This window comes from Blautia sp. BCRC 81119 (genome assembly GCF_003184505.1).
Classification (GTDB): domain Bacteria; phylum Bacillota; class Clostridia; order Lachnospirales; family Lachnospiraceae; genus Blautia_A; species Blautia_A fusiformis.
In genome coordinates this window covers 1-12,311 of sequence record NZ_QJHD01000035.1, presented here as the reverse complement: position 1 = coordinate 12,311, position 12,311 = coordinate 1, and the positions used below count along the sequence as shown (strand labels likewise).

Sequence of the window (12,311 nt, the reverse complement as noted above, 5' to 3'; positions counted from 1 at the left end):
AATATAGAAACACTTAAAATAAGGAATAAAATAGCTTGTTATACCCTTAAAATAAGGGTATATTAATAGAAAAGGGGGAATCTAAAATGACAGGATATGCTGTGAAACATTCGATACGGGCAGAAGATATACGAATTTTAAGGAAGAAATTGAAGCTTACACAAAAAGATTTTGCAAAGTTAGTAAATGTATCTCAGAAAACAATAGAAAGATGGGAAAGTGAAAATCGGGATATTACAGGACCGGTTACGACATTAGTTCATATTTTAAACGAGTATCCTCAGATAGAGGAAAACCTCCGCGTGCCGGAAAAAGAATATCCGATACGCTTATGGTACATGTTTAAGAGTGAAATATGTACGATTATTGATGTGGATGAGAGAGGCAGAAAAGTAAAAATATATAATTATACAAACAATTTTATTAAAAAAGCATTTGGCCGAAATGAAAAACCAACCTTTGAAGAATACGAGGAATTTCTGGAATCTCGTTGTTTCCCGAGACAACGAGACAAAATAAAATTGGTATTAGAAGATTTGAATCTGCCATTCTATGATCCGTTTATGATCATAGAAAAGACCGAAGGAAGAATGGCAGAGGATGATTTCTGGATCAGGATTGAGAGGTAAAGATGGTGCAGCTTTTTGAACAGGATATCAAAACAAATGACAGACAATCGTCAAAAGGAAACCAATTGAAATGGTGCAGGAACAATGTATGGTATAAAGCTGATTATATGGGATATGAGGGATTGGTGGAATATGTTGTTTCACGTTTGTTGGAAAAATCTTCACTGAAACAGGAAGAGTATGTTTTATATAAAACAGAAGAGATTAGTTATAAGAGAAGAAAATATCTGGGATGTAAAAGTGAAAATTTTTTGCCTGAGGGATGGCAGCTTATTACATTAGAAAGACTTTTTTATGGATTTTATAATGAAAGTCTTTATAAAAAATTATTCACGATTCCAGAACATTCGGAAAGACTGGAATTTATAGTAGATCAGACGGAACGCATTACGGGAATTAGCGATTTTGGAAAGTATATGAGTAAGATCCTGGCAATTGATACATTTTTTATGAATGAAGATCGGCATATGCATAATATTGGAGTTTTAATGGATGCAGAAGAAAAATATCATTTATGTCCAATATTTGATAACGGTGCAGGACTGCTATCAGATATACAGATGGATTATCCGATGGAAGAAAACATAAATAATCTGATGGAGGAGGCACGATCGAAAACTCTGTGTGAAGATTTTGATGAGCAGATCGAGATTGCGGAAGAATTGTATGGTCAGCAGATAAGTCTGGAATTTACTAAAAAAGACGTAAAAGAAATATTGGATATGGAAAGTTATTATCCGCAGGAATATAAAGAAAGAGTATTTGAGATTATTATGAACAGGAGAAGAAAGTACAGATATTTATTTTGAATAACTGTGCGTCGTATTTTTGGTATTTTGGTAATAAAGCAGGTACAAAAGGTTTCACATGTGCAGCTGCCAGGTTTTTATAGTAGAAAAAATGTTAAAAAATGTCTGTAAACAGACAAAATATGACGAAAATATTCTAAACAAAGTTTGATTAAATGTGATGGGAAATTTATAATTTTAGTATAAATGTGAATTGGAAAATGGGGGAACGGTCACATCCAAAGGTGTTGTAAAAGGCATCAAAAAAGGAACTGCAACCATTACCGTTCAGAGTGGTTCCAAAAAACTGACCTGTAAGGTAACGGTTAAATAATTCAAAGGATATTAGTAATCAGCATTTGTTATTTACTCATAGTTATATCTTATATGTTTGAGCACGCAAAACAGACTGGAGCTTGATAAGAATATATATCAGGTTCTCAGTCTGTTTTTATATATTGCAGGCAAAAAAAGAACACGTTTTCACAAAATAAGATTGACTTTTTTCAAAACTCTTATTATCATATAAAACATATTTAATTACTATGAAATAAGGAATGATAAAAAATTCTGTTACACTGATGATGCTGAGTTACATAGATGACGTTGAGCAGCGTACAGGACTGGCAGCGGGCAGACTTTTTTTAGAGGGAGGGGACGGGTACATGTCCATCAAGAAGATTGCAGAAAAGGCAGGGGTTTCACCGGCGACGGTTTCCAGAGTTTTGAATAATCCCAATTATAAATGTTCTGTTCCCGGACTCAGGGATAAGATATGGAAGACAGCTATCGAGATGAATTATGTGCCCAACGAGGCGGCCCGGAATCTGAAAAAAGGCGTTTCCGCAAAGCAGGAGAAAACCTGGTACATCAATATCCTGATGACAAGAACCGATTCTTCCACAACGGATCCGTTTTTTGCGGAGCTCCTTCGGGTGATCGAAAGTGAGATCCATGATAAAAACTGTATTCTTTCCAAAGTATGGTATATGTCTGTGTTTTCCGATGACCGGAAGTGCCGAAGGGAGAATCTGGACCGGCTGATCGACGGAATGTATGATGAGGTGGAAGGGAAAAGGGACGGACTGATCATCATCGGCAGATGTAATAAAGAGGCTTTGAAGAAGCTGAATAAGAAGTATAAGAGTGTGGTATCGGTGAACCGGAATTCTACCAATTATGAAGTGGATGAGGTCCTTTGCGATGGGAAAAAGATCGCAGCAGCGGCAGTGGAATATCTGATCTCCTTGGGGCACAAAAATATCGGTTATATTGGCCAGTGTCACAGCGAGGACCGGTATAACGGGTATCTGGAAACACTGAAGAAGTATGATCTGGATGTGATACCGGAGTATGTTATCGAAACAAAGCAGACTGAGGCCGAGGGCTACGAGGCTATGGAAAAGTTCTTTCAGTCGGACGACATGCCAACCGGAATCTACTGTGCCAATGATATTTCGGCGATCGGAATGCTGAAGTGCCTGAATAAATTTCGGAACCGGTATTATATGCCTTCGATCATATCCAGCGATGATATACAGGAGGCACAGTTTACCAGACCGATGCTGACAACGGTGAGCCTGCCCAAGGAGGATATGGGAAAATTTGCATTATACCTGCTGCTGGACCGGCTGAAGGGCGGGCATTCCGGTATTGTGCGAATGGAGCTGGAAGGCAGACTGATGATACGGAACAGCTGCAGCAGTGTGGAGGACAGTATGTGGAGCGATTATTGTATCTGAGTGTTGCGGATGCGCAGATATAGTGACAGACAGGATGCGGTTACGCTATGACCAGAGTATTGCGTGAAAACGTTTTCAGATATTCCTATTTAATTAATGGGAATAATATGGTTTAATGTATTCAATTCAAATAAAAAAATTACAGAACCACAGTAAACGGAAAGAACAGGTATGATTTGACAGCGAAATGAAGCAGTTACATTGGTGGGAAAAAGATTTCCAAATAAAAATGTGGTTGTAAAGGAGTACACAGATCATGAAAAGAAAACGCATTGCAGGTGTCTGTATCACACTGGCAGCAGTGGTACTGGCAGGAACTTTTGCAGTATCGGGAAACAATACAAAAGATAAAAATCATGTGGAGATCATCAATGTGTCCTATGATCCGACCAGAGAATTTTATGAAGCATATAATAAGATTTTTTCAAAATATTGGAAAGAGGAAACAGGTCAGAGTGTGGATGTGATCCAGTCTCATGGCGGTTCCGGAAAGCAAGCCCTTGAGATTTCCAATGGACTTCCTGCGGATGTGGCGACACTTGCACTGGAATATGATATTGATGCGATCCGGAATGCCGGTCTGATCGACAAGGGCTGGATCGATGAATATCCGGATGACAGTGCTCCTTATACTTCCACCATTGTATTTCTTGTTCGGAAGGGAAATCCGAAGAATATCCACGACTGGGATGATCTGACAAAGGATGGTGTGGGGGTGATCACTCCCAATCCGAAAACCTCTGGTGGTGCCCGCTGGAATTACATGGCAGCCTGGGCTTATGCCAATGAGAAATATAACGGCAACGAGACAGAGATGAAAGCCTTTATCAAGAAGCTTTACAAAAATGTCCTGGTTCTGGATTCCGGAGCAAGAGGTGCCACAACCTCTTTCGTGGAAAACGGGCAGGGGGATGTGCTGATCGCCTGGGAAAATGAAGCGTTTCTTTCTGTAAGGGATAATCCGGATGATTACGAGATCGTAACGCCGGGCATCAGTATCCTGGCACAGCCATCCGTTGCTGTTGTAGATGAAAATGTGAAAAAGCATGATAATGCAGAAGCTGCGAAAGCATATCTGAAATATCTGTATTCCGATGAAGCTCAGGAGCTGATCGCGGAGAATTACTATAGGCCGGTTGATCAGACGATCCTGAAAAAGCATGCAGATACTTTTAACCTGAAGGTGAAGCTGACAACGATCAAAGATTTCGGCGGCTGGGATGCAGTTCAGAAAAAGCATTTCGCAGACGGCGGAGTGTTTGATGAGATCTATGAAGAGTAGAAGAGCCTGAGATTTTGTAACAGACCAGAGAGTTGTAGAAGAGTCAGAGATTTGCAGCAGACCGGGAATTTGTAACAGACCAGAAACTTAGAATAGAAAAGCGGGGAGACAGAAATGAAGAAACAACAGAGTAAACGTGTGATACCAGGCTTTGGACTGACAATGGGAGTGACTTTGGCGATGCTGAGTATCGTAGTTTTGATCCCTCTTGCGTCTCTGGCAGTCTACTCGGCGCGGCTGGGTTTTCGGGAATTTATTGAGGTGATCACACGGCCGAGGGTTTTGTCCGGATTCTATGTAAGCTTTATTACCGCATTTGCGGCCACAGTGATCAATGCTATTATGGGACTGGTCCTTGCGTGGGTGCTGGTAAGATATGATTTTCCGGGAAAAAGGATCATGGATGGAATGATCGAGCTGCCTTTCGCACTGCCGACTGCAGTTGCCGGTATCTCACTGACATCCCTGACATCCGATAAAGGTCTGGTGGGAAGCTTTTTTGCAAATTTCGGTATTAAGATCGCATATACCAGAATCGGTATCACGGTGGCATTGATCTTTGTGGGAATCCCTTTTGTAGTCAGGGCCATTCAGCCGGTTCTGGAGAAACTGGACGGTTCCTATGAGGAGGCGGCCCGTGTTATGGGTGCAAAACCATTCACCGTTTTCCGCAGGGTTATTCTTCCGGAGCTTCTGCCGGCAATGCTTTCCGGGGCGGGACTTGCCTTCGGACGCTGCCTGGGAGAATACGGAAGCGTTGTTTTTATCGCAGGAAACAAGCCTTATTATACAGAGATCACGCCGCTGATCATCATGTCAAAGCTTCAGGAGTTTGACTATGAAAGCGCAACAGCTATCGCACTGGTTACACTGGCAGTATCATTTCTGATCCTGTTTGGTGTGAATCTGGTGCAGGCAAGAAATACGAAACGTATCAGAGGGAGGGATGCATAATGGATGAAAAAAAGAAGCAGGCTTCCGGGCCGGTGAAATGGATCCTTATCGGGATTTCCGTGATCTTTCTTTTTGTGATGCTGGTACTGCCTCTGGTGGTTGTTGTAACCCAGGCGCTGAGCAAGGGCTGGCAGTGCTATGTGCAGGCGGTGACAGATGAGTACACGCTGAAAGCGCTGAAGCTGACCATTGGGGCGACGGCTGCGGCTGTTGTATGCAACACGATCTTTGGTCTGTGTGCGGCATGGGCAATGACCAGATTTCATTTTCGGGGAAAAAAGCTCCTTACCACTTTGATCGATGTTCCGGTTACAGTATCACCGGTTATCGCAGGTCTTATCTATATCCTGGTTTTTGGAAAGCAGAGTCCTCTTTATTCTGTTCTTGAAAGTGCAGGGATACAGATCGTGTTTGCAGTTCCTGGAATTGTCCTGGCAACGATCTTTGTCACATTTCCATTTGTGTCCAGAGAGATCATACCGGTTCTGGAATCCATAGGGTCCGATGAGGAAGAGGCGGCAGCACTGATGGGAGCAAAAGGCTGGACGATTTTTACCAAGGTGACATTTCCGCATATCAAGTGGGCTTTTCTCTATGGTGTTGTGCTGTGTACAGCCAGAGCCATGGGAGAGTTTGGAGCCGTGTCCGTACTGTCCGGACATCTCCGTGGAAAAACAAATACACTTCCGCTTCATGTGGAAATTCTTTATAACGAATTCCAGTATGTTCCGGCATTTGCGGTTTCTTCGATCCTGGTGATCCTGGCGGTGATCCTTCTGATCGCAAGAAATGTTCTGGAGCATAAAGGAAAGGGGGAAAAAGGCGATGTACGTTGAGTTAAAAAATATCAATAAAACATATGGGGATTACAAGGCATCTGATAACGTAAGTTTTGGTATCGAAAAGGGGAAGCTGATCGGTCTTCTGGGGCCCAGCGGAAGCGGAAAAACTACGATTCTCCGTATGATCGCCGGTCTGGAGCAGCCAGACAGCGGGGAGATCATCATCGACGGAAGAGTGGTCAATGATGTGCCGGCCAGCGAGCGAGGCATTGGATTTGTGTTCCAGAATTATGCTCTTTTCCGGTATATGACGGTGTATGATAATATTGCATTTGGCCTGAAGGTGCAGAAGGCGGACAAGAAGTATATTAAGCAGAGGGTTATGGAACTGGTAGAGCTGATCGGGCTGAAGGGCCTGGAGAAAAGATATCCGAGTCAGCTGTCCGGTGGTCAGAGACAGCGAGTTGCTTTTGCCCGGGCTCTGGCTCCGAATCCGCAGCTTCTCCTTCTGGATGAGCCTTTTGCGGCGATCGATGCAAAGATCCGTACGGAGCTTCGAAGCTGGCTGAAGGATATGATCGAGAAGCTGGGGATCACCAGTATTTTTGTTACCCATGACCAGGATGAGGCTATTGAGGTGGCGGATGAAATTATTATTACCAACCGTGGACGGATCGAGCAGAAGGGAACTCCACTGGAGGTTTATCAGAATCCGGATACTGCGTTTACGGCGGGATTTTTCGGGCAGACTTCTGTGATCGATGATTACCAGGTGTTCAATCACTTCGAGGAAGTTCCAGGAGGCGAAAAAGCCATTGTCCGTCCGGAGTTTGTAAAAGTGACTAAGAAGAACGAGGAACAGAAATATAAAAGCTCCGCAACAGAGGGCGTCGTAGAACGAGTCGCATTCCGCGGCAGCAGCCTGGAACTGAAAGTCCGTGTAGGAAACACCACACTCAGCGCCAGAAGAAGCCTTGACGAAGAACCCGTCCGGGAAGGCGAAGTTGTGGATGTGTTTGTGCAGAGGATTTTTGTAACGAAGGGAAATGAGGCAGTACTGCTACATAATACAGCTATGGTTGAGGATTGGTTAGTGATATAAAAAAATGCCGCGGAGCGGCATTTTTTTATGAGCAAGTAGCGTTAGCGGATTGCGAATAACATATGATGTGGCCGCGGGAGCGGCATTTTTTTATATATGTGAAATTTTCACACCGTAATATTCTGCAAGAGAATCCACCAGATCATCACGGATTTTTTTGTGGTCATTGCCATCCAGGGACATGACACAGGATACCATCTGACGTTTTTTATCAACGACGCAGTATTGGCCGTAATTGCCGGACAGGATCAGTGTATCTTCCATAGGTCCCATATATATGAAATATCCATAACCATAGCTCTGGTAATCCGGATGCTCCGTCAGTGGATTGTAAGAATCGATATGTTTCTGACAGGCATCAATCACGAATTTTTTTGGGACGATCTGTTTTCCGTTCAGGGAACCCTCATGCAGAAGCAGATGTCCAAAACGAGCCAATTCATCAATCGTCAGATACAGTCCGTTAGCTGCCATACAATGTCCCTGAGGGCAGAGGGTCCAGTCCGGATTCGGAATGCCAACCGGTTCAAAGAAACGATATCGCAGATAATTCAGCAGACCCGTTCCGGATTTCTCTTCCAGAAGAACAGATAAAATATAGGAACAAAAATTGCTGTACACAAAATGAGTACCGGGTGTATATGGAAAAGAATCATTCTGAAAGAAATATCTCACCCAGTCCTTTTCTCTGTATCGCTCTGGTCCATCGCAGAAAAAGAGCGGATCTTTCTGACCGGATGACATGGTAAGAAGATCACGGATCTTTATCTTGTACAGATTTTCAGAAGGGTCGGAAGGGAAATATTTTTCAAACCAGGGATAAATGTATTCATCAAGAGTGATCAGTCCTTCACGTTCTGCGATACCTGCGGCCATTGCAACAAAAGGCTTGCTGATAGACCATATATTTAAACGGGTTTTGACCGGAAAAAGTCTGAATTCTTCTTTTAGAAGATCATTTTTATATATCTGTGCGTAGATGATATTGGAATGATGTTGCTTTGATTTCTCAAGAAAAATATCTAAAATTTCCTGCATGATAATCCCCCCCTGAAATTATTATTCGTAAAAAAGATCAAAGTCTGAATAAAGTTCTTCCAGGTCATGAAGTCGTGTACTGATAGATTTGCACCTGGTTTTGCGGATTTTTGCAACAATACTGTCAAACAGACAATAGAGGCATGAGAAGGAGTTAAATCCCATTTCATTGAGATTGATCTCTGTAATGATAGCGTGGTCTGCCAGCGCCCATGCCGGTGATGAAATGCTGTCTGTGATGGCGAGTATCTTTGCACCATGATTTTTGGCAATCTGTGCATATTTCAGAGACCATTTGGTATAGCGGGCAAAAGAGATCAGAAGAACAACTGTATCCTCGGATGCTTCTGTGAGATATTCGAAATTGGAATCGTAAAATTCGTGAACCACCTTGGTATTTCCAAGAAGCTGATTCAACAGAGTTCCCATCCAGAGAGCGGCACTGTAGGAAGAGCGTGCACCAACAATGAGGCGTTTTTTGGCATTGCTCAGATGGGTAACAATCTGATCCATATCTTCCTGATTCAGATGAGATGCCCAGCTTTCCATGGAATGGAGTTCATTGGCAATGATGTTTTGATAAAAATTTCCGCTATCCAGCCGTGAATCGTCTGTTATAACTGTAGGAACGGAAAGAATATCATTCTGTACAGTACGCTGCATTTCAGAAAAACTTTCAAATCCCAGGGAATAGGCAAGGCGTATGATAGTGGTTTCGCTCACAGAAATTTCCTTGCTAAGTTTGGCAAGGGTGGAATAACTGAATGAATCAAGGTGTTGTAATATATATTCGGCGACTTTCTTCTGACCGGCAGAAAGGAAAGATACTTTTTCACGGATCAACTGTTCTATTTTCATGAAAACCTCCTGTATTGTACGATTAGTATAATAAATTATAACAGGTGTAAAGTTTGCTTACAATATAATGAAGTAAAAAATTCTTCTTAATACAAGAAAGATGTAAATAATGCACAAATTAAAGCGTGTATTTTTAATAATATTGTCAATAGAAATCTTGAAACCTAGATGCTAATATAGCATTAAATAATTCACATGACGTCAGAAAAAGAATTAATTACACTATTAATATTAAAGTCAATAAAAAAGGGGGGCTTTTATGTCGTCAACAGTAAAGGAAATAAAAGAAAAAACAGGTTACCTGAAACGAAGTGATCTTTATACAATCGGTGTAGGACAGGCGATTGGATCGGGTGTTCTGACACTGATCGGACCGGCAATTCTTTTGACTGGTCAGTCGGCATGGTTGGCATATGTAGCTGCATGTATCTGGGGATTTATGATGATTGCACCAATTCCATGGATCACATCTACACTGAAACTTGGAGGAGGATTTTATTCTCTGGTAGGAGATATGGCCGGCAAACGAGTTGCCGGTATGTATGCAGTAGGATTTTTGCCACAGACGATCAATCTGGCGACTTATGGTGTGGCAATTGGTATGTATGCAAATTCCCTGTGGCCGCAGATCAATGCGAAATGGTTTGGAATTGCAGCCCTGAGTGTGTTCTTTGCCATCAATCTGTGTGGTGTGGATGTAATGGCGAAGGTACAGAAAATTCTGGTTATCCTGCTGTTTGTTGCACTTGGTCTGTTTATTGTTCTGGGATGCCTCCAGCTGAAAAATCCGGTGTTTGAGTTTACAGCACCAGACTTTTTCTCCAATGGTCCATCCGGATTCTTTTCCGCAATTATGCTGTATGTATATTCAACAAACGGATATTCCTGCATTATGAATTATGGTAAACAGGCAAAAGAAGCGCATAAAGATATTCCAAAGGCACTTCTGTACTGTATTCCGACACTGATGGTTGTATATGGCGGTGTTGCAATTGTAGCAAGTGGTGTGCTTCCTCTGGATCAGGTAGCCGGACAGCCGCTTACCCTGGTTGCAAAAAATATTTTAAATCCGGCACTTTTCACAGTATTTATGATTGGTGGTCCGGTACTTGCACTGTCTTCATCCATTAATTCAACAATTTCCAATAACTGTATTCCGGTTGCACAGTCCTGTAAAGATGGATGGCTTCCGAAATCATGGGCAGCTCAGAACAGAAGAGGGGCTTACTGGAAACTGATGACATTTACTTATCTTATGGGAATATTACCTGTGTTACTGGACTTTTCTATCAGTGATGTTGTAAATAATATTATGCTTCTGGCATCAGCATTGGCATTTCTGCAGATTTATGCGTATTTCCAGCTTCCGAAAAAACATGCAGAAGCATGGGAAAAATCACCAATGCATATTTCTAACGGAAAATATTATTTCCTCTGCTGTTTGAGCCTGTTTGCATATATCTGCATTTTTATCAATTCTTGCAGAAGCCTGAAACTTCCGGTAGTAATCATCAGTCTGATAGCCATTGTAGTATGCATGGCTTACGGATGGTTTAGAAGTGTAAGTCCTGATGTAAAGATGGAAACAAGTGTGTGGGAGGATTAATGTTTATGAATAAAGACCAGAACCTGATCAATGAATTTGCTATCAAAACTTTAAAAGAAAATCTCAATGTTATGTATGCGCAGATATGGCGTGAAGGACAGTTAACGGCAGAATATAAAAGAATGCCGGTCAAGACACGCCTTAACACCTGGTCTGCCTGCAAGGGTGTTGTGTCCTGTGCGGCAGGAATCGCACTTGATGAAGGGCTGATTCGACTTGATGAGAAGATTGTGGATATTTTTCCAGAGTATGCACCGGAGAATCCGGAAGGATATCTGGGGGATGTAACGCTGGAAAATATGCTGACAATGACTACAGGTTTGGAAAGCTCTCTGTTTTTCTGTGACTGGCCGGAGCGTTACACAACTCCGGACTGGATCCGATATTTCTTCGAGAATGCGAAAGTGATAAAAAAACCGGGAACAGAATGGCTGTACAGCAATTTTAATACTTATATGATCAGCTGCGCGATTGAAAAACGTGCGGGAGTTAATCTTCTGGAATATTTGAGAAATCGCTTTTTTGAGCCGCTGGGAATTGGAAATCCAGACTGGACTTTGTGTCCGAAAGGGCATGTGCATGCGGCTAATGGACTTTATGTGAATATTGATGAGTTTACCCGGTATGGACAGATGATTCTTCACAAGGGAAATTATAATGGAAAACAGCTGGTGCCAGAGTCGTATATGAAGATGGCAACGTCCAATCTGGTGGATAATTCAGTGGCAGGAAGTCCGGGAAATCTTTATTCCGGTTTTGGATATGGATATCAGTTTGTCATGAATCCGGAAGCCGGTTCCTATCGATCCGATGGAAATTATGGTCAGTTCTGTCTGGCGTTTCCTGACAAGGATGCAGTAGTAACTGTAATGTCTCTGGAGGGGGATTTCCAGAAAATAGGAAATCATCTATGGACGACAGTGATTCCTGAATTATAAGAATTCTGTCTTGCAAATCAGACAATGTAAGAGGGCTTAAATCTTTCTGGCTTGACATTGGTCAGAAACCGTTTTATACTCCTGTCTTTGACAGTTGCTAAACAAAAAAATCGCTGTACCTTTTGATTTTACTGGGGTTCGGCGATTTTTTTGTGTCGTTTTGGAATATAGTATTTTATCCAATGCGTCGTAAAACCCCTTGCTTCAACTATGGGGATAATTGAAGAGGGACAAAATAGTAATTGTATTAACTAATAAACCATAGTATAATACAAATATGAACACAACATATAAATCAAACAACAATGTCGTCTATTCCTGTAAATACCATGTAGTATGGTGTCCAAAGTATAGACGAAAAGTATTAATTAATGGTGTGGACGTCCGGCTGAAGGAGCTGCTCACAGAGTATGCTGCAAATCTTTCTGTAGACATCCTGGAAATGGAGATCATGCCAGACCATGTTCATATGTTTTTGGAAGTAGATCCTCAGTTTGGCATCCACAAAGCTGTAAAGTCATTTAAAGGCTATACGTCCAGAATTTTAAGACAGGAATTTCCCTATCTTAAAACGAAAATGCCGACTCTCTGG

The 12,311-nt window shown here is 42.1% G+C and carries 12 protein-coding genes; 10 read left to right on the top strand and 2 right to left on the bottom strand.

Features of this window, described 5'->3' with window-relative positions; genetic code table 11:
• The first annotated feature begins 86 nt into the window (after positions 1–86).
• The 7 genes from DMI82_RS17510 (at position 87) to DMI82_RS17480 (ending at position 7,279) form a co-directional block, all read left to right on the top strand.
• Positions 87–629 (top strand): helix-turn-helix domain-containing protein, encoded by a 543-nt coding sequence (locus DMI82_RS17510; protein WP_015526587.1) that lies wholly within the window; start codon positions 87–89, stop codon positions 627–629.
• 107 nt (positions 630–736) lie between these two features.
• Positions 737–1,438, top strand: coding sequence for a hypothetical protein (locus tag DMI82_RS17505; RefSeq protein WP_242981869.1), 702 nt, complete (start codon positions 737–739; stop codon positions 1,436–1,438).
• 536 nt (positions 1,439–1,974) lie between these two features.
• Entirely contained in the window at positions 1,975–3,159 is a 1,185-nt protein-coding gene (locus DMI82_RS17500; RefSeq protein WP_242981868.1) for a LacI family DNA-binding transcriptional regulator, read from the top strand.
• 256 nt (positions 3,160–3,415) lie between these two features.
• Positions 3,416–4,441 (top strand): sulfate ABC transporter substrate-binding protein, encoded by a 1,026-nt coding sequence (locus DMI82_RS17495; RefSeq protein WP_242872633.1) that lies wholly within the window; start codon positions 3,416–3,418, stop codon positions 4,439–4,441.
• A 114-nt stretch (positions 4,442–4,555) separates the two neighbouring features.
• Positions 4,556–5,395 carry a sulfate ABC transporter permease subunit CysT gene (cysT, locus tag DMI82_RS17490; RefSeq protein ID WP_059086488.1) on the top strand — a complete coding sequence of 280 codons (840 nt, stop codon included), beginning with the start codon at positions 4,556–4,558 and terminating at the stop codon, positions 5,393–5,395.
• Positions 5,395–6,231, top strand: a complete 837-nt coding sequence (gene cysW / locus DMI82_RS17485) for a sulfate ABC transporter permease subunit CysW (RefSeq protein WP_021651678.1) — start codon at positions 5,395–5,397, stop codon at positions 6,229–6,231. Before cysT ends, cysW begins: the two co-directional genes overlap by 1 nt.
• Positions 6,221–7,279, top strand: a complete 1,059-nt coding sequence (locus DMI82_RS17480) for a sulfate/molybdate ABC transporter ATP-binding protein (protein ID WP_092072438.1) — start codon at positions 6,221–6,223, stop codon at positions 7,277–7,279. The genes cysW and DMI82_RS17480 overlap by 11 nt, the downstream gene beginning before the upstream one ends.
• A 90-nt stretch (positions 7,280–7,369) precedes the next feature.
• Here DMI82_RS17480 and DMI82_RS17475 read toward each other — a convergent pair whose 3' ends face one another.
• Positions 7,370–8,317: a serine hydrolase domain-containing protein gene (locus tag DMI82_RS17475; RefSeq protein WP_015526597.1), complete on the bottom strand. Its 948-nt coding sequence runs from the start codon at positions 8,315–8,317 to the stop codon at positions 7,370–7,372.
• A gap of 21 nt (positions 8,318–8,338) precedes the next feature.
• A complete protein-coding gene (locus tag DMI82_RS17470) occupies positions 8,339–9,175 on the bottom strand; it encodes a MurR/RpiR family transcriptional regulator (protein WP_092072444.1) in 837 nt (278 codons plus the stop codon).
• A gap of 259 nt (positions 9,176–9,434) precedes the next feature.
• Here DMI82_RS17470 and DMI82_RS17465 point away from each other — a divergent pair, with 259 nt between their 5' ends.
• From DMI82_RS17465 to tnpA, 3 genes are all read left to right on the top strand, one after another.
• Positions 9,435–10,781 carry an APC family permease gene (locus DMI82_RS17465; RefSeq protein ID WP_021653084.1) on the top strand — a complete coding sequence of 449 codons (1,347 nt, stop codon included), beginning with the start codon at positions 9,435–9,437 and terminating at the stop codon, positions 10,779–10,781.
• 5 nt (positions 10,782–10,786) lie between these two features.
• Complete coding sequence (locus tag DMI82_RS17460; RefSeq protein WP_158526508.1) at positions 10,787–11,719, top strand: serine hydrolase domain-containing protein; 933 nt, start codon at positions 10,787–10,789, stop codon at positions 11,717–11,719.
• 277 nt (positions 11,720–11,996) lie between these two features.
• Positions 11,997–12,311: IS200/IS605 family transposase (tnpA, locus tag DMI82_RS17455; protein WP_110104097.1), on the top strand; the 315-nt coding region annotated here is incomplete at its 3' end.

Coding starts and splice junctions, on each gene's coding strand:
- cysT (WP_059086488.1), top strand. CDS start 4,556: ATGAAGAAACAACAGAGTAAACGTGTGATACCAGGCTTTGGACTGACA.
- DMI82_RS17500 (WP_242981868.1), top strand. CDS start 1,975: ATGATAAAAAATTCTGTTACACTGATGATGCTGAGTTACATAGATGAC.
- DMI82_RS17475 (WP_015526597.1), bottom strand. CDS start 8,317: ATGCAGGAAATTTTAGATATTTTTCTTGAGAAATCAAAGCAACATCAT.
- DMI82_RS17480 (WP_092072438.1), top strand. CDS start 6,221: ATGTACGTTGAGTTAAAAAATATCAATAAAACATATGGGGATTACAAG.
- DMI82_RS17470 (WP_092072444.1), bottom strand. CDS start 9,175: ATGAAAATAGAACAGTTGATCCGTGAAAAAGTATCTTTCCTTTCTGCC.
- DMI82_RS17495 (WP_242872633.1), top strand. CDS start 3,416: ATGAAAAGAAAACGCATTGCAGGTGTCTGTATCACACTGGCAGCAGTG.
- DMI82_RS17505 (WP_242981869.1), top strand. CDS start 737: ATGGGATATGAGGGATTGGTGGAATATGTTGTTTCACGTTTGTTGGAA.
- DMI82_RS17510 (WP_015526587.1), top strand. CDS start 87: ATGACAGGATATGCTGTGAAACATTCGATACGGGCAGAAGATATACGA.
- DMI82_RS17460 (WP_158526508.1), top strand. CDS start 10,787: ATGAATAAAGACCAGAACCTGATCAATGAATTTGCTATCAAAACTTTA.
- DMI82_RS17465 (WP_021653084.1), top strand. CDS start 9,435: ATGTCGTCAACAGTAAAGGAAATAAAAGAAAAAACAGGTTACCTGAAA.
- cysW (WP_021651678.1), top strand. CDS start 5,395: ATGGATGAAAAAAAGAAGCAGGCTTCCGGGCCGGTGAAATGGATCCTT.